The following is a 20,330-nucleotide window of genomic DNA, read 5'->3' as shown; positions in this document are numbered from 1 at the left end:
AGTTTCTTTTATATTTGTGGAGGGGAAACGAAGTCCCTCCTCAACCGCTCACAAGTTAATTACTCTGTAGCCATTTTTTGGGCTATCTTTACGGGATCGCATCCGGGTGTCTGGGGATCTTCACCATACTCTAATGTTGGGCGCTCTAGCAGCAGGTGAAACCGAAATTTTGTAATTTCTCTTAAAAGAAGAACCCCGTAGGATTGCTAGTTGTTTTCAAGCTACAGATGCCAAATTTTGGAACTTTGGGGCTAAACGAACATTCAGCTATAGCGTTTTGGAAGGAAATTAATTAGCAAGATAAAGGAGGAACAGTAACATCCTTCTCATCTTCCTTATGCTTGAGTTACTATCTTTGACCGCCTACTATAATCTGCCATTGTGGCAGTTGCTCTACCATCCGTGCAGGCGATCGCTTCTTCGTCACTAATCTCAGAGCCAGTATCAGGCATCAAATCTTAACATAGCTGTGAAAGAACACAGTGTTAATCAAGCAAACATTTTATCTCGGTTATGGGCTGCATCAAAATCAATTAGCGGGCCTTTTGGGACGATACGAGTTGGGTTAACTTGGGGATGGCTTCTGTAATAATGTCGTTTGATATGGTCAAGATTGCAAGTCTCTTTGACTCCCGGCTGTTGGTAAAGTTCTTTGAGATAATTCCACAGATTTGGATAATCTACAATTCTGCGTAAGTTGCATTTGAAATGTACATAATAAACTACATCGAAACGGAACAGAGTAGTGAACATACACCAGTCCGCCTCAGTAATTTGATTTCCGCAAAGATAGCGTTGATTTCCCAATACTTTTTCCCAGTAGTCGAGAGCCGTGAATAGTTCCGTTACCGCTTCATCATAAGCTGACTGTGTGGTAGCAAATCCCGCACGGTAAACTCCGTTATTTATTGGTTGATAAATTGTATCAATCGTCTCGTCAATTACTTTTTGTAAATGTTCTGGATAAAAGTTGATATTTTGTTTAGCGAAAGCATTGAATTCTGTATCAAACATCCGAATGATTTCACGGGATTCATTATTGACAATTGTCCCATTTTGGATATCCCATAAAACTGGAACTGTCACCCGGCCGCTATAGTTAGGGTCAGCCTTCAGATAAAGTTGCCAAAGATACTGAGTACCGTTAACTGTATCGGGAATACACCCCGGTTCATCACTAAATTCCCAGCTATTTTGGTCAATTTCTGCTGCAACGACGGATAATCCGATGACATCTTGGAGTCCTTTCAATTGGCGGAGAATGGCAGTGCGACACGCCCAAGGGCAAGCCCAAGAAATATACAAATGATAGCGCCCCGCTTCAGCTTTCAACCCACTAGAACCATTAGCTGTAATGTGGTTGCGGAAAGTTGTTGATGGACGGATAAATTTACCTTCTGAATCTTCTTGATCCCTTCGAGATATCCATTTCCCATCCTGAAGAATTCCCAAACCCATAATTATCTCCTTAGTTATTAGTAAACAGTCAAGAATTTAAAACTCTGGACTATTGACTTTTGACTATTCAGCGTTGAGGATTTTTGGAACTTTAAAAAATTCACCTTCCTGTTCAGGCGCACCGTTGAGGATGCTTTCCCGGTCAGGATAGGGTTGCAACTTATCCTCTCGTGTGATGTTACTGACATCAATTGCCCGCGTTGTTGGAGGCACATTACTAACATCAAGTTCATCCAACTGTTGAATATAATCCAGAATACTTCCTAACTGGGTAGTGAATTGTTCCTCTTCTTCTGGAGTCAATTCTAAACGAGCAAGATTTGCTACTTTATGAACTTGTTCTTGGTCAATCATAAATTGTCATTTGTTATTGATCATTTGCCATTTGTCATAGGTCATTAGTCCTTAGCAAATGACTAAGAACTAATGACTAATGACTAAAAGAATACGTCAATTTGCGATCGCCCGGTGGTTTTCAACCAGTTTTGAGCTTCAATGTAGTTATTGGGAGCCATGCGAATAGCTCGAATCCAATAGTCTGCTGCTTGGTCAAAGAGTGCTTCACCAGCCTCGTTATCTCCAGCTTCTTTCTCCTTTTCGCCTTGGTAGTGATAAATCACGGCGATGTTGTTCAAGGCTTGGGGCATACGTGGGTTTAACTCAACTGCCTGGTGATACAGTTCTAAAGCTTTGTTGTGGTCACCGTTGCTGGCATAGATTAGCCCCATATTGTAGAGAATATAGCCGCGATCGTTGGTATCTTCCTCTAGCGTTAAAGCTTCTTCATAGTATTCCAATGCTTCAGCATATTCCCCTTCTGCTTGGGCTGACATGCCATCTCGATAATAAACAAACGCTTCTTTAGCTTTTTTGTTGGTTGGCAGGATCTTCAGGATGATATCCGCCATCACTGTAAAGGACTTGTCAACAAAATTATCGTTCTTTTGTGTTCTTGGCATAGTAGTCTCTGGGTATGGGGCATGGGGCATTGGGCATGGGGCATTGGGCATGGGGCATGGGGCATGGGGCATTAATCAATATTTTTTCTTCCCCTGCTTCCCCTGCTCCTTCATTTCCCCGATCCTCTAGCACGCTCAATAGCTAATTTAACTGATTTGTGGGGGCATTCTTCTGACTGAGTGGGATGATGCACTCTGGACTATTATGCCGAGAGTTGTTTACCAAGGTGCTAACTGGATACGCAGTCATTGCTGGCGCTGGATAGGGACGTAATAGCTGTTGTAGGGTTTGGGGCGTTTGCACTTGGGAATCTAGCCATAAATCGTAATCTTCTGGCTTTAGAATCACTGGCATCCGCTCGTGGATAGGTTGGAGTAATTCGTTAGCTGCCGTTGTCAAAATTGTACAAGAGATTATTTCTTCGTTAGCAGGCGATCGCCATTTCTCCCACAAACCTGCAAAGGCGAAGGGTTGCCCATCTTGAAGGCGAAAATAAAATGGCTGCTTTTTGCCTTGTTGGCGTTGCCACTCATAAAAGCCATCAGCTAGTACTAAACAGCGCCGATGCTTAAAAGCCGAACGAAAAGCGGGTTTTTCGGCAACAGTTTCAGCTCTTGCGTTAATCAGCTTTGCCCCCATACCTGCATCTTTCGCCCATGACGGAATTAATCCCCAATGCAACTGCTTAAATTCACGCTTTTCGCTTTCGGGGTTTTCTAACACAGTTGTCACCATTTGGGTAGGTGCGATGTTATATCCGGTTGCTAAATCCAGAACTGGCTCGACATGAAAAATTTCAGCTAAAGTTGCTGTTGACTGATTTAGAGTAAATCTTCCACACATACTTTTATTCTCGGCTACTGGCTGAATTAAACATCTCAATCTATAAATGAATAATGCTTTTTTATTTTTTCAGATAATTTTATATAGTACTTAAAAGCTAAATCTTCAAAAAAACCATCCGGGTTTGGAAGAATTTTTTGGTAAGATATTGTATTTTGAACCTGTACTTATCAACATATTCTTAACTGCATTTTAACATGGAAATACTGCGTCTGTACGATTTTTTACCTTCCGGCAATGGTTATAAGATACGTCTTTTATTGACACAAATAGGTATGCCTTTTGAGAGGGTAGAGCTTAACATTTTGAAAGGCGAGACTCGAACACCAGAATTTTTAAGTAAAAATCCCAACGGAAAGATACCTCTTCTGGAAATCGAGCCGGGGAAATACTTGGCAGAATCAAATGCCATATTGGTATATCTGAGTGAAGGTACAGAATTTTTGCCCTATGATCGCTTTTTACGAGCGCAAGTGTTGCAATGGTTATGTTTTGAACAATATAGCCACGAACCTTTTATCGCTACATCAAGATTTTGGATTTCTATTTTAGGTAAAATTGAAGAATATAGTGAAGCTATAAAGCAAAAACATGAACCAGGCTATGCAGCACTTAGCCTCATGGAAAAACACTTAACTTCTCACACCTTTTTTGTAGGAGAGCGTTACACGATTGCTGATATTTCCTTGTTCGCTTACACTCATGTAGCTAATGAAGGTGGGTTCAATTTAACAGAATTTCCTGCTATCCAAGCTTGGATAGAAAGAGTCAAAGCTCAACCAAGGTATATCAGTATTACACAAGCATAAAAATTCGATTCTGCGAGTTTGTGTCTCTCGTTTCTTGGCTCTGGTAGAGGATATATTGGGTAGGACATTATTTCATATTAATTAGGGAGTCTTCCTAAAAGATATTACTAAGAAGTAACTAGATATCTGTATCAATTTCTATAAGCTTTTGCCGAGAGGACAAACCTGATTTAATTCTGACATCAGATTTGGCTACATCAAATTTCTTTGCTAGTAGTTTAATTAATTCTTCATTAGCCTTACCATCAACTGGGGGCGATTTTAAATATACAGTTAAACTGCCATCAGGTTGTTCTTCAATTTTTTGCTGTTTTGAATTAGGTTTAACCTTGACTTTTTTTTGCATAACCTATTTTTTGTAATTGTCGCAGCCACAACCAACCTAAAACACAACCCAATACATAATGAGGAAAATCCCACCAAACAAAGGTAGTACCAAGTAATAATTTACCTATCAAGGTGGCGCGAATCTCCTCTAATAGTGGCGGATGCCAAAGTTGCAAGAATTCTAGTATACAGGTGATGACAAAAACCCATATAGGAATTTGGATTATCGCCGCCCGACTTCTGAAAAACAAAAATGCAAACAGACACCAAAATATTTCGTAAAATATAGCTGCTCCGTAGTCATTAAACCACTGATGGACAGGACCAGTGTAGTACTTAAACAAAAAGCCCATCGGTACAACGATGAGCAGAGAAAGAATAATAAATATTGTTTGGTTACGATGTTGGATCATTTTCTCAAGGCTAAAGACTAACGAAAATTTTAGCCTCTCCATATTCGTTTGTTAATAATTCGTAATATTAAATCTTAATTACGAATTACGAATTACGAATTACGAATTATTTGCTTATGGATATCTTCTGCTACCAGCGCCCACTACACCGATTTTGTGGCGATAGGAGAGTTCGGCTCCGAACCAGCCCGAAGCGCTAGTCAGCGTACCAACAACCAGCGAGATTAAAAGTCCCCAAGGTACTATCCGGGATTCAGCATCGCCCCAACGCAGTAGAAAGTTGACGAGTGATAAAACCAGGATAGAAACGTTAAGTATCAAATGTACCCAACCGGCGGTGCGCTTGCGAACTCGTTCAATTTTCAAAAAGTCGCTCAAACCGATCGCAGCAGCGAGTAAGCCTCCAGCTAATCCAAGTCCGATTAACCATAGCGAAGCCCTAGCCCAAAAGAAATCACGAGTTAACCAGTAGCCGATGTCACTTCCTAAAGCGGCGGCTAAAAAGGCGATGGGAAAGATCACACTCAGGGGATGTAGGGGATGTCCTGCGATCGCAACTGTGCTAGGTACGCCGCTATCAACATACTCACTGTCGTTGCTTTCAATAACTGGTGGAATATTTGGAAAAGGTGTTGAACCTGTTTGTGTTGTGTCTGTAGTTTCCATTATTAGTATCCTGAATTTATTAACGTTTTATTTATTTTTAAGCTGAAGGGATTTTTTCAACATAAGCTTCAGCTTGTAGGGTTAGTTTGCCTACTTCTACTTTTAGTTGGTTAACTTGCAGACTCATTCCATCTAAATCGAAGTTACTCAAATTCAGAATTTCGCTAGTTTGATCTATCAAAGCTTTTGTCAACTCTGGCGATATTTCCTCACTTTCGCCATACTCGACATTTTCTAGAGCAACAGTTTTTCCATTACCGCTAATTCTGGGTACTGCCGAAAAAGCAACTTGCTGATTTTCACCAGTTTCTACTAACTTCATGCTGGCGTTTATCGCTACTTTACCATCGCCAGGTAGTCGAAAGTCTACATTTTGAGGTTCAATAGTCCTCGGTTGCCCGTTAACGTGGATTTTTTGACTTTGCAGTTGCGATCGCACATATTCTGAGTTGAAAGCGCGATTAATATCAGCTTCGGTTAACACAACCTGTGCGTTAGCTTCAGTAGGTTTAGTAAGCTCAATTTTGCCAAAAGCCACACTCAGAGGATTGATGGCAACACTATTCATTTGCATTTCCAATTCCTCCATGCGGAGGTCTTTCTGCATAACCAAACCTTCGCCTTCAATCTTGACTTCATCTACCTCACCCTGAACTAGTTTCAGAGGGTCAGTTTTGATGTCTACATCTAAATTTTCTACTTCATCTAATTGGCTAGATAATCCTATTTCTGCCGCTTTATTAAGCGCCTGCTCTCCTAATCCAGGACTGTCTGGCATTATTAAATTAACTCCTATAAATAGCATATCCTTGAGTTAATTTAATAAACTATCATCAGAAACTTATCTATCTGACGATGGAATATAGATTTAAATATTGTCTGCCTAAAAGTATAACCATATATTATATCCGATAAAAACTTTTGCTTTTCTATTCAGAAATTTTCAGGCGCAGACGTGGAGCGACTTGTCATCAAATATCGCTCAAAAGAAAGATGGTATCTTGATAATTTAGTCGCTATGCTACTTTTTATAATTAATGTTGCACTAAAATCTGTTTAAAGATAAAGCTTATAGCGTAGTCTTAAACAGATTTTTGGCTTGGCGCATCCTTGTATCAAAATGGTATAAAATATACTAAGTTTTATAATAATTTTTTTAAAAGTAAGGTAAAGCCGGGCACAACATCTTCACCGCTTAATACTGCCGTAGATGGATATTGAGTAATTGAACCATCCCGGCGATAAACTAAAGCTTGCTGATTTTTACTATCAATTAACCATCCTAATTGAACACCATTACTAATGTATTCTTCCATCTTGGCTTTGAGTTTTGCCAAGCTATCATTTTTAGAACGAATTTCAATTACAAAGTCGGGTGCTAAATTAATAAATTTGTCTTCTTCTTTATCCCAACCTTCTGGTAAACGTCCTTTAGCCACAAAAGCAGCATCAGGTGATCTGACCGCAGTATTTGTTAATCTAAAACCTGTACTTGAACTAAAAACTTCACCTAAATCCTGACTTTCTACCCAATTCAACAAATAGGCTCCTGCTTTGATTTCTCGATTACCAGAAATTCCACCAGTTGGAGGCATAGTTTCTAACGTTCCATTAGCATTGCGTTCAAACCGCAGTTCTGGGTTTTGCGAACTCATCAGCATTAATTCTTCATCAGTGACAGTATACAAAGACTGCACCGTTATTTTTTCGCTGGTCATGACGATCCCCATCGCAAGCTTGATAGATATCTCAATTTTAGGCTGAGATTCAATTATTTCTGCATCCCTTTCCCGCTTTACGTTCTCTGTGTCTGGAGCAGTTTGTTATAAAATTGACGACAGCAGGGCAATATCTGATTACAAGCTGTTTTATTCTTACAAAACAATGCTCTCAGAACGCTTTACCGCAGCTCTTAGCTACGCCACCCAACTGCACGCCAACCAAGTTCGTAAAGGTTCGGGTGTTCCCTACGTGGCCCATTTATTAGGTGTCGCTAGTATTGCCTTAGAATACGGCGCAAATGAAGATGAAGCGATCGCAGCCCTCTTACACGATGCGATCGAAGATCAAGGTGGTGCTGCAACACGGAAAGAAATTCGCCGCCGCTTTGGTGACAATGTAACAGCAATTGTAGATGGTTGTACTGACGCTGATACAACTCCAAAACCGCCTTGGCGACAGCGCAAGGAGGCTTACATTGCTCATATTCCTACCGCTTCCCCATCAGTGTTACTCGTGTCATTAGCAGATAAACTTTACAACGCCCAATCTATTCTTAAAGATTATCGCGTTTTGGGGGACTCACTTTGGGAACGTTTTCAGGGAGGTAAAGAAGGAACTCTTTGGTATTATCGAGCGCTTGTGGATGCCTTCAGAAAGACTGGAACTATTATAATTATTGACGACCTAGAACGGGTCGTTGCACAAATTGAGCTATTAGCATCTAAATAAAAAATGAAGATATATTTTCTAAAACGGATACTTCGATTGAATCTAGCAGGTTCTACTTTGCAGCTTTAGTTCAATTACTCAAAAGTAGATAAAAGCTTCATGGAAACTAGAAATGGCTTTTTTCTACAGATACGATCTAATCATGTATCTCACGAAAAAATTTTGGCTTTTAGATTATTTCTCTAGATAAAAAATCTTTCTCCCGATAGACAGGTATACTTACATTAGTATGGCTGCTATGTTACTAATATGACGATAGTAAGACAAAACGCCCTAAATACAACCGTAAGTTCTTCAGTAAATCCTCCAGAAACCTTGACCGAAAAAGTTATTGAAGCAGAGCGTATGCACGATGTTCTGCTTTTACTGCAAAACTTGATTAACAGTGAAGAAGCCACTGTGAAACTAATTCTGGATTGTCTCTATGATGTTGGCTCAGTCAATCTAATCAACCAAAAGCTTCGCCTGAAACCCGTAAACAGGGTGATGAAGTTAATTGCGCGAATGTCCAAACCTGTTTTTAGAGCCTTGGCTTTAAATTGGTTTAAGAAAAACTGTCCTCAACTCATTACTAATTGGCTACACACGCAGGTGACTTTTGAAAGTATCCAAAATAAACGCCAAGAAGTAGCTGTTGAAGTTGCAGAACTTCAACCATATCCCATCCCTCAGAGAGAAAATTTGAGCCAAGAGGTTAAAAATCTACGCTCCCAAGTCAGATTGCTAGCTGGTATTTCAATAATAGCGATCGCTATTTTAGGAATAACAGCTACTAGGTTAAATTGAAACTCAATATGTAGCACAGTTATCAAATTTAATCGAGCCAGCAAGCTATTTTCGGCGTAAGATTCACTTGGGCTATAAAAAACCTACTAATTCAAAATTTAAATAAATTTTCCTCCATTAGGTGTTTTGGAGAATATTTATTTGGATAACTTCAAACAGCTTACCTCGTTGTATTGCCAGCACATTTAAATAACTGGCTCAACATATATGCTAATTCCTACTATGACTTTGCCCAAGCCTACCTTGGAGGATATAGAAATACATCTGCTATTGGAAGGTGTCTATCAATACTATGGTTATGACTTTCGCAATTATGCTCTTTCCTCACTCAAGCGCCGCATTCAGAGTTTCATGCAATTAGAGGGGTTAGCAAATGTTTCTGCATTACAAGAACAGTTACTCCACAACCGGGCCTATTTGGAACGATTTTTGCTTGCTCTGACGGTGAATGTAACATCAATGTTTCGTGATCCCAGCTTTTATCAAACCTTCAGAAACCAAGTTATCCCCTTCTTACAAACCTATCCATTTATTCGCATCTGGCACGCTGGATGCTCGACTGGTGAAGAAGTCTACTCAATGGCAATTTTACTACAAGAAGAAGGGCTTTACCACCGTTGCCGTATATATGCCACCGATACTAACGAGAAGGTATTACAAAATGCCAAAAGTGGGATTTTCTCTCTAAAACTGATGCAGGAATATACTCAACTGTATCTGAAAGCAGGCGGCAAAAAGTCTTTCTCAGAATATTATACAGCAGCTTATGATAATGCTATTTTTCGAGCATCTTTAAGAGAAAACATTGTTTTTGCCCAACATAATCTAGCAATTGATAGCTCTTTTAATGAGTTTAATGTCATCCTTTGTCGTAATGTCCTGATATATTTCAATCAGGTACTTCAAAAGCGGGTACACGAACTGTTTTATAATAGCCTTTGCACCTTTGGTATTTTGGGTTTAGGAAGGCAAGAATCCATCAGGTTTACCCCTTATGAACATTACTATGAAGAGATAGTCAGAGGTGAAAAACTATACAAGAAAATAGCTGGTGCTTAAAATCTAGACCGTTTGAACCACTAGATGAACGTGATTTAACGTGAGTTCGACAAACCTCTCCCTGACTTAAACTAAAGTTCAAGTCTGTCCCTCTCCGACTCGGAGAGGGACAAGTTTTGCACAGTAAAAGCAGGGAGAGGTGTTTGTGACCAGTCGAACTCACGTTGATTTAGGTGAATTTAACCGTAAACGTAGAGAGAATATAACTAAAAGTGTATTCTAATTAGCACTAAGTATTTCCCAGAAAAAATATTATAAACAAAGCTACGGTCGCTGTCAAAAGACAGTCTGTCAAACATTTTTAATTGTGTTCAGAAGATAGACTTAGCGATCGCTTAAGGTAAATTACACATTAAACTCTTAAAGGAGATTGTCGATGCAACTTCTCGAATGTCCTCCTGTTGCAGTCATTGCCGGAGAAAATGCGGTTCACGTTTCTCAACTACCTTCTACATGGCAAGAGATTGCTAGAGGAAGCACGAGTGTCGGACTTTCTCATCCCCAAAGCTATGTTGAGATGGCACAGTTGTTCCTATACAAATTACAGCATGGTGACGTTGACTTATTTAGCGATCGCCCCCAACTAGCTCACTTGATACCATCATTCTCCCAGCTATTTGGGCAACTGGCGTGGGAAACCCTAGAGTTTTTTGGGCAAGACTTTCTCAAAGACAGCTATCCAAACTTTGCAGAAATTCTCCGCGATGTGGAATCAAAGGGGACAGAGTATGCTGATGAAGTAAAAGTCGCTCGCATTGGCATAGATTTATTCAACGAGTTTGGTTATGAACTACCTGCCAGCTTCTATCATGTGCATCTAGCACCAATTTACCGCGATCATGTTTTTGAAGAACGCGCCTTAAGATTTGATCAGCGCGATATCGAACACAAACGGGCTTGGGATGCCATACTCCATGCTGGTAAGGTGTTTGCGATTCAAATGAAGGTGCAAAGTATTGCTTCTAAATACGGTTTTACTTATCAACACGGCTGTGGTTGTAACTCTCACCTATCTTCCATTGATGTATCTAGTGGCACGTTTGAATATGAATTGAGTTCCGAAAAACGCCAGCGATGGATTCGCAGTTTCATTTGGACTGCTTGGTATGAGTATGCCTTATTTGCGATCGTGCCAAATACGAGTTATTTAGTTTAATACCAATTTGAAAAAAGAATGCGACAAATAGACCATTTGTAGAGACGCGATTCATCGCGTCTTTACCCAAGGATGTGTTGCAATCATTAATTGAATTGAATGAGCAGAGGGAGTAATTTCTCCCTCATTCTCATTTACTGCCAAACGTAGATGAGGATAAACAAAATAATCCAGATAACATCGACGAAGTGCCAAAACAACGAAGTCGCGTTCACGCCGAAGTGCCCTGTGTCGTAGTTGCCAGGGATGAAAGAACGTACCAAAATTATTGACTGCAACAGAATGCCGGTGAAAACGTGCAAACCGTGGAAACCTGTTAGCAGGTAAAACGTCCCACCAAATACCCCTGTGGTGAAGCCAAAATCGAGGCCGTTCCATTCAATCGCTTGCCCAACCAAAAAGTAAGTACCCATCGCCATTGTTGTCAAGAGAAACAGGCGAAATTTTACTAAGTCATGGCGTTGAAGGGCGCGTTCTGCTAAGTAAATTACAAAGCTACTGGCGACAAGAATTATTGTGTTGATTGTCGGTTCTTTTACTTCTAGCCCGGAAACACCAGCTGGTAGCCAGTTAGGGGTTGTTGTTTTGTAGATGGCATATCCAGCGAAGAAACTCAAGAAAATGACGCTTTCTGAGAGGAGGAAGACAATGAAGCCAAACATCTTGTTGCCTTCTTCGTCGTGGGTATGTTCTGCGGCTGTGTGGTGCAATTCGTGGGGATTGATATAGGTGTCCATTTTGTTTTTTGAGGGGAATTGAAACGCAAAGGAGAGGCAGCGCGGTCTTGGGGGTCTCCCCCATGAGCGACTGCCGTCGCGGAGGGAAGCGCAGAGGGACGCGGAGGGTTTTTGCGTCTTCCCGATAGTTTGTGTTTATTCTGGGAGGTTGGATGTTAAGGGTTCTGATTTGCCGTAGCCGTAGGGTTCGGAGATGATGATGGGGATTTCTTCAAAGTTTTCTACTGGGGGGGGTGAAGAAACTAACCACTCTAGTCCGATTGCTCTCCAAGGGTTAGCGGGTGCTTTCTCGCCTTGCATCCAAGAAATCACCATGTTGAATATGAAGGGCAAGGTGGACATTCCTAAGAGAAATCCGCCCAAACTAGCGATGATATTCCAGAATTGATACTCTGGGGCGTAGGAAGCAACTCGGCGTAACATGCCTTGCAATCCTAATGGGTGCATGGGCAAAAAGTTGAGGTTGGTGCCGATGAAGGCTAACCAGAAGTGGATTTTACCCCAGCTTTCTGAGTACATCCGCCCGGTCATTTTGGGGAACCAGTGATAGATGGCTGCATATAAGCCCATTGTCACGGTGCCGTAGAGGACGTAGTGGAAATGTCCCACCACAAAGTAAGTATTGTTAACGTGGACATCAACGGGCACAGAGGAAAGCATGATGCCTGTGATGCCGGCGAAGACAAACATGACTAATGCACCCAAGGCAAACAGCATGGCGGTATTTAGCCGCATTTTACCGCCCCAAATAGTTGCTACCCAAGCAAATACTTTAATTCCTGTGGGGACAGATACAAACATCGTTGTCATCATGAAAATCAACCGCATCCAGCCAGGTGTACCACTGACATACATGTGGTGTACCCAAACGATACCGCTGACTACTGCAATCAACATTGATGAAACAGCAACTACTTTGTAACCAAATAGGGGTTTACGTGAATAAACTGGGAAAATTTCTGAGAAAATGCCGAAGATGGGCAAAATAATCACGTAAACGGCGGGGTGGGAGTAGAACCAGAAGTAATGCTGGAACATCACTGGATTTCCACCCTTGCTAGGGTCGAAAAAGGCAGTGCCTGCTGTGAGGTCGAGTAGCAGCATTACCGCACCTGCTGTCAATGCAGGTAATCCGAATAGTTGGATAATCTGGGCGCTAAATACTGCCCAGACAAACAAGGGCATTTTGAAGAAACCCATACCTGGGGCCCGCATCTTGACGATTGTGGTGACAAAGTTCACTGCCCCCATAATTGAAGATACGCCGGATATTGCCACCGCTAAGAGCCAGATAACTTGACCATTAATTAAGTTACCTGTGGGATTCTGGAGACTGACTGGCGGGTAAGACCACCAGCCGGCTTGGGCAGGGCCTCCAGGGACAAAGAAGCTACCCATCATCAAAATTCCGACTACTGGCACCATCCAAAAGGCGACGGCGTTGAGGCGGGGAAATGCCATATCTCGCGCCCCAATCATCAGGGGCACTAAATAATTGGCAAAACCAACGAGTGAGGGAAATGTCCACAAAAACAGCATTACAGTGCCGTGCATGGTGAACATACCGTTGTAGATGGTGCGATCTACTAAATCTGATTCGGGTGTCATCAGTTCTCCGCGCATCACCATCGCAAAGATACCGCCGACGAGAAAGAAGAAAAATGAGGTAACAAGATACTGGATACCAATTACCTTGTGGTCAGTACTAAAGCTAAAGTATTCTTTCCAATTACTTGGAGATTCGTGGTTAGGCTTCTCATCAGGGAGAAGGATACCTTCAATAGGAACATTAGTCATGGTTACTTTCCTTTCAACCAGGTGAATTGACTAGAGGAGGTGCAGCAGGTGGAACTGTAACCCAACCAGTTTGGACTGATTGATGGGATGTTTGGGCATACTCAGAAGCTGCCTGATTTTTTGCTACGGATGGCTTTTGGGTTGCAGCTTGTGCTAGCCATTGCTGATAATCTTCAGGAGATTCGACAACCACATTCGCTTGCATCGTCGCAAAGTATGTGCCGCTATATTGAGAATCGGTTAATCGGTATTGTCCGGGACGGATGGGAGTAAATTCAAAGTCGATCGCATGGTTGGGAATAATATCCTGCTTGAGGCGAAATGCAGGTATATAGAAGCCGTGGAGAACGTCTTGTGATTTCAGCGCTAAACGTATTCTGCGATCGCTGGGTAAATGCAATTCGGTACTGGTAATATCTCTTTCGGGATAATGAAAAACCCACGCCCACTGTTTAGCTAGTACGTCGATTTTTTCTACAGGTTCCGCTAAAGCGTTAGCTGGTGCATCTTTTGGTTCTGCATAAGCCGATTCCATTCCCAATGGATTATGCAGGTGAACTATTTCCGATGGGCCTTGAATCCCCATTTGTTCGTAAACTTGGTAGCTGTAGCCCGCAATCCACAACACTAACAGAATTGGAATTGCTGTCCAGACAACTTCTAAGGTGATATTACCTTCAATTGGAGGGCCGTCGGTGAAGTCATCTTTGACTGCCCGATGGAAGATCACAGAATACATTAAAGTACTTGTGACTCCCAAGAAGATGAAGGAACCGAGGGTTACTAAGAAGCTAATCAAATCATCAATTAGTAGGGATTCGGCTGCTGCTTGGGGGGGAAGCCAGGAGTAAGCCTGCTTCCCGATCCAGAGACTGGTAATAGTCACTGCGATCGCGCCTGTAAGCAGCGTCAAAATATTTAAAATCTTCTGGATTTTCATGGTCATTGGTCATTAGTCATTGGTCATTGGTCATTAGTCATTAGTCATTGGTCATTGGTCATTGGTTAGTAACTTTAAACAAATGACAAAGGACAATTGACAAATGACTATTTGAGTATTGTGTTGAGGTCTTGGTGCGATCGCAGCAAATTATCTGCTGTATTGTGTACGCCAAACTCGGCAGCCATTTGCGCCCCTAGTGTCCCGTGGACGTACAGAATGAACATGATTGCTATGCCTGCCAACAGATAGATCCATTGCACTTCTCTATCTGTCTGTTTATATTCTTGTTTGGCCCAAACGAAGCGCTGCCATCCTCTCCAGATGGTCAGGACAATAATCAGCGCTAATAAGAACACACCACCCACACCATGCCAAAGCATAGTTTCCATTGCCTGCAATCCCCAGGCACTTTTCATATCAGCTGGTGGTGTTGCCAACAGCATTTCATAAAAGCCTGCTGCCACTGTGAAAAATGTGATGATGCTGGCAGCTAGCATGTTGTACCAGCCAACATCAAATAAGTTCTGACGTTCCACAGTAATTGCTAAATATTTGAAGACCCATTTTTCAAAGGGGAACAGAACACCGACAATATCAAAGGTCATCCCAATGATGAACAAACCTATTGTCAAATGGACTAAGTTAGGATGAATGGGAATTGTGTAAGGTAATCCGTTTGCGCCTAAAGAGCCGCTTAATTGATCAATTAATTCTGAGTTCATCGCAACAGACCATCCTTTACTGCTTCCACAACTGGCACTGTATGCAATCCATACACCCAAACAAGTTCATCTCCGAGATATACTTGCAACCCAACTATCAAAGTTAAAACTAGTCCGGCTCCCAAATAATAAATCGGTACTTTTTGCGGATTGCGGGAACGAATTACATAGCGCCAAGCTGTAATTGCCGTGATAATTCCCGAAAGCGACCAACCAATCAACGTATGCAAATTTAGCACCGATTTAGCGAGGCTGTAAGGCTGTGCTAAACCCGCTTCAAACTGACCAAAAATAATCGCTACGAAGATAGATACGGTGGCAACTAACATATTCCACCAACTCACCTCGAAAAGACTAGATTTACCAGTAAAATAACCAACTACATCGCAGAAAAAGGAAAACAATACCATCGCAATTACGAAGTGGACAACGATGGGATGAATCGTATCTGGATAGGGTAAATTGTGGTCGTTCAAAGATGTAAAATACTCAAGCATCGTCTTCTCCTGGACATATCTACCGCACTTTGGTCAATCAATTTTGGATTTTAGATTTATTCCGCCCCTGACGAGATATAAACCAGAAAAACCTAATCTAAAATCGCTAGTTGAATTTCCATGATTGATGGATACTGATTAATACCACCACAAGTATCCATCCATAATTGATCGGAATATGTTCAATATGTGCGCGGTGCAATACGCTTAATCATGTCTTAGCTTTTTGCAGCTTATCGTGAGCTTACCTACAAGGAATAATTTTGATTGCGATTAATTTCCTCATACCAATAGTCTGCAACAGCAACTCTTTATGGAGCTAAACTAAATTGCTGTTGTTTTTTGATTTGCTTAACCTATCCTTTAGCTTAAGTAAATTTTTATGAATTGTCAAAACAATAATAATTAAATTTTTAAAAGTTAGTTGTTTAGCAAAAAAGTATTTCTATAATGTAGCGATTCTGGCATTAATGAAGATTTTAAAAAGCCTAAATATAATATTTTTCTGTCAAGTATTTCACAATGATAAAATTTTTAATTGTAATGGTTATTACAAAAATATATAATTTTGGATAGTAAGTCTTGGCAAATGGTATAGAGCCTCCGGCACGCTAACGCGATCGCGGCTATACAAGACTTTAACCACCTCTGTAGGTTTCAAATTCCTTGAGTTTGTGTGCAAGATAAACCGTGATTTATAATCGCCAGATATATTTGCAAAGGTGAGATGCTTACTGTGAGGACTAAATTAAGTGTCGTTTAAAATTGTGGTGATTGGTACTTCTTTAGGCGGATTATCAGCATTAAAAATTATCCTGGGGAAGTTACCAGCAGACTTCATAGTGCCGATCGCTATCGTGCAACACCGTCACAAGGAATCTAACAACACACTTCAGCAGTTATTGCAAGAATCTACTTCGTTGCCGATTCGAGAAGTGGAAGACAAAGACGAAATACTGCCAGGACATATCTATCTAGCTCCAGCAGATTATCATTTATTGGTTGAACCAGGTCACTTTGCTCTTTCGACTGATGAGCCAGTTGCTTATGCCAGACCATCTATTGATGTCCTGTTTGAGTCAGCAGCCGATGTCTACACCGAGCAAGTTATTGGTGTAATATTGACAGGAGCAAACCAAGATGGTATGCAAGGTCTTAAGAAAATAAAAGCGCGGGGAGGACTAACTATCGTACAAGAACCTGCAACAGCCCAGAGCGATATTATGCCAGAAGCAGCAATTTCTGCTATTACAGTAGACTGGATTTTGACACTCTCAAACATTGCTTCCCAAATGGTCAAGCTTTGTCACTCATCACGGAAATAAACCCATGCAGATGGAACCCAAAGTAAACATCCTCCTAGTGGATGATAAACTAGAAAATTTGCTAGCACTAGAAGCAATCCTGGAAAAACTGGGAGAAAATTTGGTGAGAGCTACTTCTGGGGAAGAAGCTTTGAGGTGTCTGTTACATCAAGACTTTGCAGTGATTTTGCTAGATGTGCAAATGCCAGGGATGGATGGCTTTGAAACTGCTACCTTAATTCGCAATCGAGGGCGATCGCGCCACACTCCAATTATCTTTCTTACCGCCTTTAGCACTAGTGACCAAATGCTTTTTAAAGGCTATGCTTTGGGTGCAGTTGATTATTTACTCAAACCATTAGACCCGAATATTTTGACTTCTAAAGTCATCGTATTCGTAGAACTATTTAAGAAAACAGAAGCCGTCAAGCAACAAGCAGCGCAACTGGTAGCTGTGAATGCAGAACTCAGGCAAAGTGAAGAACGATTGCGATCGCTGAGTACCTGTTCACCTGTTGGCATTTTTGAAATTGATACTGAAGGCGGCTGTAGGTATACTAATCCCCGCTATCAAATGATTTGTGGCTTGAAAGCGGCAGAGAGTCTAGAAAAGAGATGGCTAGAATCTGTACATCCAGAAGATAGAGAGCGAGCAGTTGCCAGTTGGTCTGCTTACATTCATGAAGGTCGAGACTACTCTGAAGAGTTTCGCTTTCAAACTGCTCACGGCATCGTCCGTTGGGTTCAGGTTCGCTCATCACCGATGCTTTCCGGTCAAGGGGAATTGCTGGGATATGTAGGTACCCTCGAAGATATTACTGAACGCAAGCAAGCAGAAGAAGTCCGCGCTCAAGTGATTCGAGAACAGACGGCAAGACAAGAAGCAGAAGCAGCAAATCGCATGAAAGATGAGTTTCTCGCCGTTCTCTCCCACGAACTCCGCACGCCTCTAACCTCAATGCTGGGCTGGTCAAAAATCCTTCGCTCTAAGAAACTTGACGAAAAAGCCACTTCCCGCGCCCTAGAGGCAATTGAACGCAACGCGATATCTCAAATGCAACTAATTGAGGATATCTTAGATGTATCCCGGATTATCCGTGGTCAGTTGCGCTTAAATGTGTCTGCGGTGAATCTGCTCACGGTAACGGAGGCAGCCTTGGAGGCAGTGCGTCCCCTAGCAGAACCAAAAGATATTAAGTTAAATACTGTCCTGGATACTTCGGTAGGATCAGTTTATGGCGATCCAGCCCGGTTACAACAGATTGTCTGGAATCTGCTAACTAATGCCATTAAGTTTACCCCTAAGGGTGGCAGGGTAGATGTGAGTCTGTCAGTAGTCTGTGGTGAAGAACAAACAACCCACAAATACGCCCAAATTCAAGTTATCGATACCGGCGTTGGCATCAGTTCCGAGTTTTTGCCCAAAGTATTTGAGCGTTTCCGGCAAGCAGATAGTACTACAACGCGATCGCACAATGGACTAGGATTAGGGCTAGCGATCGTCCGTCACTTAGTAGAACTGCACAAGGGTACAATCTTTGCCGAAAGTCCAGGCACAGGAGAAGGAGCAACCTTTACTGTGAGATTACCACTGCTACAAGACAATAGGAGTATTAGAGCGAGTAGAGAAGCCACAGGAGAAATGTCTTCCCCTGTAGCATCGACCCCCCTTGCTGGATTAAGAGTTTTAGTTGTCGATGATGAAGCAGATACCCGTAACTTTCTCAGTTTTATGTTTGAAGAGTATGGGGCAGTTGCCACTGCGGTAGGATCAGTTGATGAAGCGTTGGCAGTACTTGAACAAGCAAAACCAGATATCCTGATTAGCGACATCGGTATGTCTGAGAAAAATGGTTATACGCTGATTCGGAAACTGCGCTCTTTAGAACCAGAAAAAGGCGGATGTATCCCAGCGATCGCTTTAACAGCGTACACGCGAGAGGAAGACCGCTTAGAAGCACTTTCAGCAGGGTTTCAGCAACATTTATCTAAGCCAATAGACCCCACTAAATTGATTGCTATGGTTGCCAATATATTAAAACTACCTGTGGAAGTTTCGGTGGGTTGATTTGGAACTAGGGAGTGGGGAAGATGAGGGAGCAGGGGAGGCAGAGGGGGCAGAGGAGGCAGGGGGAGATAAGGGAGAACAATATAATAACCAATGCCCCATGCCCCATGCCCAATGCCCAATCAAGAAGAAGTTAAGGCATGTTTTTTCAATTCGTCTAGGGAAACCATTTCCAAAGCTCTAGCATGGGTTGCAGAAAGGATGACGGGTGGAGCAACACCAGCATCGAGAGCTTCTTGCCAGCGAGAAGCACACAAACACCAGCGATCGCCAGGCTTCAGTCCAGGAAAATTAGAATTAGGGACAGGTGTGCTCAGGTCATTCCCGTGGGATTTGGTGTACTCCAGAAATTCTGATGTCACTTGAGCGCATACGACATGCGATCCAAAATCCTGACCACCTGTGCGACAAAAACCGTCGCGGTAAAACCCAGTCATCGGAGAAGTGCAGCAGACCTCTAGGTTTCCACCGATTACGTTTTTAGCTTCTGTCATTGTTAATTCGTTGCACTTGATTTTTTTACTTTGATATAAACTTATCTTGACACTTCCCCACATGAATTAAAATCGTTATCCTTTATTAATTCGGAAAAGCAGTGAATTCTAGAATTATTACTTATATCGAGTTGACAACCTTAAGATTATTCAGAATAGTGCAATATTTCAGTAGAAGTGCCAATAAAAACCCCCAGTAGTTAGCCAGGGGTAATGCAAGTCAGTACTTTCGCATGGAATGTATCCTACTCAAATACCATAACAACTCTCTAATTTAGAGATATGCCATTTTGCCAAACAAAAAAAGCCCCCAGTGGTAAGCCGAGGGCTAATTTTTTGGAATAGTGGTAATCTACAAAGCTATTATTCCTAGTCCATTAGGAAATAGAACCAAAATAGAATAAGAATTTCTACAGTTACAGCGGGTAAATGAAGTACACGGGTAGGGGCACAACATGTTCATTGGTGTCAACTTAAGCTAAAAGTAGCTTAACTGTTAGGTAACTCACCCGCCTAGAACTAAAGTTCTAGGCTAATAGCTAAAGTCTACTGAAATAGACTGAGGATTTTTCGGATTATTTAGTCATCTTCAGATGACTTTCGCTATTAGCAAGGAACTTCAGTTCCTTGCGGGACATGGTTTTTACGTTAATTTGACACTTATGAACATGTTGTGCACCTACGATTAATCTATTGCCTATTGCCTGCCTTCACGACTAATTTCACCAGTCAAATAGGATTGTAAAGAGAACTTCGGTGTATCCTGACCTCGTTGCTTACCTTTGAATAAGTAAAGCTGATAAAACTCATCAGCTTTACTGAAGTAATAAAAGTTGATTA

The 20,330-nt window shown here is 41.7% G+C and carries 23 protein-coding genes; 7 read left to right on the top strand and 16 right to left on the bottom strand.

The features are described from left to right. Nucleotides 1-489 precede the first annotated feature (489 nt). The 5 genes from VB740_RS10785 to VB740_RS10765 form a co-directional block, all read right to left on the bottom strand. On the bottom strand, nt 490-1,458 hold the full coding sequence (locus VB740_RS10785) for a glutathione S-transferase family protein (protein WP_323200013.1): 969 nt from the start codon (nt 1,456-1,458) through the stop codon (nt 490-492). Between the two features lie 63 nt (nt 1,459-1,521). After that, a complete protein-coding gene (gatC, locus tag VB740_RS10780; RefSeq protein ID WP_323200012.1) occupies nt 1,522-1,812 on the bottom strand; it encodes an Asp-tRNA(Asn)/Glu-tRNA(Gln) amidotransferase subunit GatC in 291 nt (96 codons plus the stop codon). Between the two features lie 83 nt (nt 1,813-1,895). Next, a complete protein-coding gene (locus tag VB740_RS10775; RefSeq protein ID WP_100902961.1) occupies nt 1,896-2,417 on the bottom strand; it encodes a photosystem I assembly protein Ycf3 in 522 nt (173 codons plus the stop codon). Continuing rightward, nucleotides 2,392-2,550 carry a histidine kinase gene (locus VB740_RS10770; protein ID WP_323200016.1) on the bottom strand — a complete coding sequence of 53 codons (159 nt, stop codon included), beginning with the start codon at nt 2,548-2,550 and terminating at the stop codon, nt 2,392-2,394. Before VB740_RS10770 ends, VB740_RS10775 begins: the two co-directional genes overlap by 26 nt. Nucleotides 2,551-2,559: 9 nt before the next feature. Then, nucleotides 2,560-3,261 (bottom strand): SOS response-associated peptidase, encoded by a 702-nt coding sequence (locus VB740_RS10765; protein ID WP_323200011.1) that lies wholly within the window; start codon nt 3,259-3,261, stop codon nt 2,560-2,562. A gap of 197 nt (nt 3,262-3,458) precedes the next feature. Between VB740_RS10765 and VB740_RS10760 the strand changes: the two genes are divergently transcribed. After that, a complete protein-coding gene (locus tag VB740_RS10760; protein ID WP_323200010.1) occupies nt 3,459-4,070 on the top strand; it encodes a glutathione S-transferase family protein in 612 nt (203 codons plus the stop codon). 118 nt (nt 4,071-4,188) lie between these two features. Here VB740_RS10760 and VB740_RS10755 read toward each other — a convergent pair whose 3' ends face one another. The 5 genes from VB740_RS10755 to VB740_RS10735 all read right to left on the bottom strand — a co-directional run bounded on the left by VB740_RS10755 (nt 4,189) and on the right by VB740_RS10735 (nt 7,194). Continuing rightward, nucleotides 4,189-4,416: a DUF167 domain-containing protein gene (locus VB740_RS10755; protein WP_323200009.1), complete on the bottom strand. Its 228-nt coding sequence runs from the start codon at nt 4,414-4,416 to the stop codon at nt 4,189-4,191. Continuing rightward, nucleotides 4,394-4,810, bottom strand: a complete 417-nt coding sequence (locus tag VB740_RS10750) for a DUF2809 domain-containing protein (protein WP_323200008.1) — start codon at nt 4,808-4,810, stop codon at nt 4,394-4,396. The genes VB740_RS10755 and VB740_RS10750 overlap by 23 nt, the downstream gene beginning before the upstream one ends. A gap of 114 nt (nt 4,811-4,924) precedes the next feature. Then, on the bottom strand, nt 4,925-5,476 hold the full coding sequence (locus VB740_RS10745; protein WP_323200007.1) for a DUF2231 domain-containing protein: 552 nt from the start codon (nt 5,474-5,476) through the stop codon (nt 4,925-4,927). Between the two features lie 37 nt (nt 5,477-5,513). Further along, nucleotides 5,514-6,254, bottom strand: coding sequence for a DUF2993 domain-containing protein (locus VB740_RS10740; protein ID WP_323200006.1), 741 nt, complete (start codon nt 6,252-6,254; stop codon nt 5,514-5,516). Nucleotides 6,255-6,618: 364 nt separating this feature from the next. Next, a complete protein-coding gene (locus VB740_RS10735) occupies nt 6,619-7,194 on the bottom strand; it encodes a Uma2 family endonuclease (protein WP_323200005.1) in 576 nt (191 codons plus the stop codon). Nucleotides 7,195-7,360: 166 nt separating this feature from the next. Between VB740_RS10735 and VB740_RS10730 the strand changes: the two genes are divergently transcribed. The 4 genes from VB740_RS10730 (at nt 7,361) to VB740_RS10715 (ending at nt 10,928) form a co-directional block, all read left to right on the top strand. Continuing rightward, nucleotides 7,361-7,927: an HD domain-containing protein gene (locus tag VB740_RS10730; protein WP_323200004.1), complete on the top strand. Its 567-nt coding sequence runs from the start codon at nt 7,361-7,363 to the stop codon at nt 7,925-7,927. A 249-nt stretch (nt 7,928-8,176) separates the two neighbouring features. Continuing rightward, nucleotides 8,177-8,713, top strand: coding sequence for a hypothetical protein (locus tag VB740_RS10725; protein ID WP_323200003.1), 537 nt, complete (start codon nt 8,177-8,179; stop codon nt 8,711-8,713). 222 nt (nt 8,714-8,935) lie between these two features. Beyond that, complete coding sequence (locus VB740_RS10720) at nt 8,936-9,772, top strand: protein-glutamate O-methyltransferase CheR (RefSeq protein ID WP_323200015.1); 837 nt, start codon at nt 8,936-8,938, stop codon at nt 9,770-9,772. A 376-nt stretch (nt 9,773-10,148) separates the two neighbouring features. Then, a complete protein-coding gene (locus tag VB740_RS10715) occupies nt 10,149-10,928 on the top strand; it encodes a hypothetical protein (protein ID WP_323200002.1) in 780 nt (259 codons plus the stop codon). 134 nt (nt 10,929-11,062) lie between these two features. Here the strand turns inward: VB740_RS10715 and VB740_RS10710 are convergent, their stop codons facing one another. The 5 genes from VB740_RS10710 to VB740_RS10690 form a co-directional block, all read right to left on the bottom strand. Then, nucleotides 11,063-11,665 (bottom strand): cytochrome c oxidase subunit 3, encoded by a 603-nt coding sequence (locus VB740_RS10710; protein WP_229474668.1) that lies wholly within the window; start codon nt 11,663-11,665, stop codon nt 11,063-11,065. A gap of 135 nt (nt 11,666-11,800) precedes the next feature. Beyond that, on the bottom strand, nt 11,801-13,462 hold the full coding sequence (gene ctaD, locus VB740_RS10705) for a cytochrome c oxidase subunit I (RefSeq protein WP_323200001.1): 1,662 nt from the start codon (nt 13,460-13,462) through the stop codon (nt 11,801-11,803). 13 nt (nt 13,463-13,475) lie between these two features. Further along, entirely contained in the window at nt 13,476-14,402 is a 927-nt protein-coding gene (locus VB740_RS10700; RefSeq protein ID WP_323200014.1) for a cytochrome c oxidase subunit II, read from the bottom strand. Between the two features lie 107 nt (nt 14,403-14,509). Then, nucleotides 14,510-15,127, bottom strand: coding sequence for a DUF2231 domain-containing protein (locus VB740_RS10695; protein WP_323200000.1), 618 nt, complete (start codon nt 15,125-15,127; stop codon nt 14,510-14,512). Next, nucleotides 15,124-15,624, bottom strand: coding sequence for a DUF2231 domain-containing protein (locus VB740_RS10690; RefSeq protein ID WP_323199999.1), 501 nt, complete (start codon nt 15,622-15,624; stop codon nt 15,124-15,126). Before VB740_RS10690 ends, VB740_RS10695 begins: the two co-directional genes overlap by 4 nt. Nucleotides 15,625-16,376: 752 nt before the next feature. On the opposite strand from VB740_RS10690, the gene VB740_RS10685 reads away from it, so the two are divergent. Together VB740_RS10685 and VB740_RS10680 are read left to right on the top strand one after the other, a co-directional pair. After that, nucleotides 16,377-16,949 carry a chemotaxis protein CheB gene (locus tag VB740_RS10685; protein ID WP_323199998.1) on the top strand — a complete coding sequence of 191 codons (573 nt, stop codon included), beginning with the start codon at nt 16,377-16,379 and terminating at the stop codon, nt 16,947-16,949. A 4-nt stretch (nt 16,950-16,953) separates the two neighbouring features. Beyond that, nucleotides 16,954-18,996, top strand: a complete 2,043-nt coding sequence (locus VB740_RS10680; RefSeq protein WP_323199997.1) for a response regulator — start codon at nt 16,954-16,956, stop codon at nt 18,994-18,996. A 122-nt stretch (nt 18,997-19,118) separates the two neighbouring features. Here VB740_RS10680 and VB740_RS10675 read toward each other — a convergent pair whose 3' ends face one another. Then, the gene (locus VB740_RS10675) at nt 19,119-19,490 is read right to left on the bottom strand and encodes a DUF2237 domain-containing protein (protein WP_323199996.1); all 372 of its coding nucleotides are present in this window, start codon (nt 19,488-19,490) and stop codon (nt 19,119-19,121) included. Nucleotides 19,491-20,330: the final 840 nt, after the last annotated feature.

Origin of the sequence: Nostoc sp. UHCC 0251, assembly GCF_034932245.1 — a bacterium.
GTDB lineage: Bacteria > Cyanobacteriota > Cyanobacteriia > Cyanobacteriales > Nostocaceae > Nostoc.
The sequence above is the reverse complement of the archived record's forward strand: the minus strand, read 5'-3'. Positions and strand labels throughout refer to the sequence as shown.

Coding starts and splice junctions, on each gene's coding strand:
- VB740_RS10785 (WP_323200013.1), bottom strand. CDS start 1,458: ATGGGTTTGGGAATTCTTCAGGATGGGAAATGGATATCTCGAAGGGAT.
- gatC (WP_323200012.1), bottom strand. CDS start 1,812: ATGATTGACCAAGAACAAGTTCATAAAGTAGCAAATCTTGCTCGTTTA.
- VB740_RS10775 (WP_100902961.1), bottom strand. CDS start 2,417: ATGCCAAGAACACAAAAGAACGATAATTTTGTTGACAAGTCCTTTACA.
- VB740_RS10765 (WP_323200011.1), bottom strand. CDS start 3,261: ATGTGTGGAAGATTTACTCTAAATCAGTCAACAGCAACTTTAGCTGAA.
- VB740_RS10760 (WP_323200010.1), top strand. CDS start 3,459: ATGGAAATACTGCGTCTGTACGATTTTTTACCTTCCGGCAATGGTTAT.
- VB740_RS10755 (WP_323200009.1), bottom strand. CDS start 4,416: ATGCAAAAAAAAGTCAAGGTTAAACCTAATTCAAAACAGCAAAAAATT.
- VB740_RS10750 (WP_323200008.1), bottom strand. CDS start 4,810: ATGATCCAACATCGTAACCAAACAATATTTATTATTCTTTCTCTGCTC.
- VB740_RS10745 (WP_323200007.1), bottom strand. CDS start 5,476: ATGGAAACTACAGACACAACACAAACAGGTTCAACACCTTTTCCAAAT.
- VB740_RS10740 (WP_323200006.1), bottom strand. CDS start 6,254: ATGCCAGACAGTCCTGGATTAGGAGAGCAGGCGCTTAATAAAGCGGCA.
- VB740_RS10735 (WP_323200005.1), bottom strand. CDS start 7,194: ATGACCAGCGAAAAAATAACGGTGCAGTCTTTGTATACTGTCACTGAT.
- VB740_RS10730 (WP_323200004.1), top strand. CDS start 7,361: ATGCTCTCAGAACGCTTTACCGCAGCTCTTAGCTACGCCACCCAACTG.
- VB740_RS10725 (WP_323200003.1), top strand. CDS start 8,177: ATGACGATAGTAAGACAAAACGCCCTAAATACAACCGTAAGTTCTTCA.
- VB740_RS10720 (WP_323200015.1), top strand. CDS start 8,936: ATGACTTTGCCCAAGCCTACCTTGGAGGATATAGAAATACATCTGCTA.
- VB740_RS10715 (WP_323200002.1), top strand. CDS start 10,149: ATGCAACTTCTCGAATGTCCTCCTGTTGCAGTCATTGCCGGAGAAAAT.
- VB740_RS10710 (WP_229474668.1), bottom strand. CDS start 11,665: ATGGACACCTATATCAATCCCCACGAATTGCACCACACAGCCGCAGAA.
- ctaD (WP_323200001.1), bottom strand. CDS start 13,462: ATGACTAATGTTCCTATTGAAGGTATCCTTCTCCCTGATGAGAAGCCT.
- VB740_RS10700 (WP_323200014.1), bottom strand. CDS start 14,402: ATGAAAATCCAGAAGATTTTAAATATTTTGACGCTGCTTACAGGCGCG.
- VB740_RS10695 (WP_323200000.1), bottom strand. CDS start 15,127: ATGAACTCAGAATTAATTGATCAATTAAGCGGCTCTTTAGGCGCAAAC.
- VB740_RS10690 (WP_323199999.1), bottom strand. CDS start 15,624: ATGCTTGAGTATTTTACATCTTTGAACGACCACAATTTACCCTATCCA.
- VB740_RS10680 (WP_323199997.1), top strand. CDS start 16,954: ATGCAGATGGAACCCAAAGTAAACATCCTCCTAGTGGATGATAAACTA.
- VB740_RS10675 (WP_323199996.1), bottom strand. CDS start 19,490: ATGACAGAAGCTAAAAACGTAATCGGTGGAAACCTAGAGGTCTGCTGC.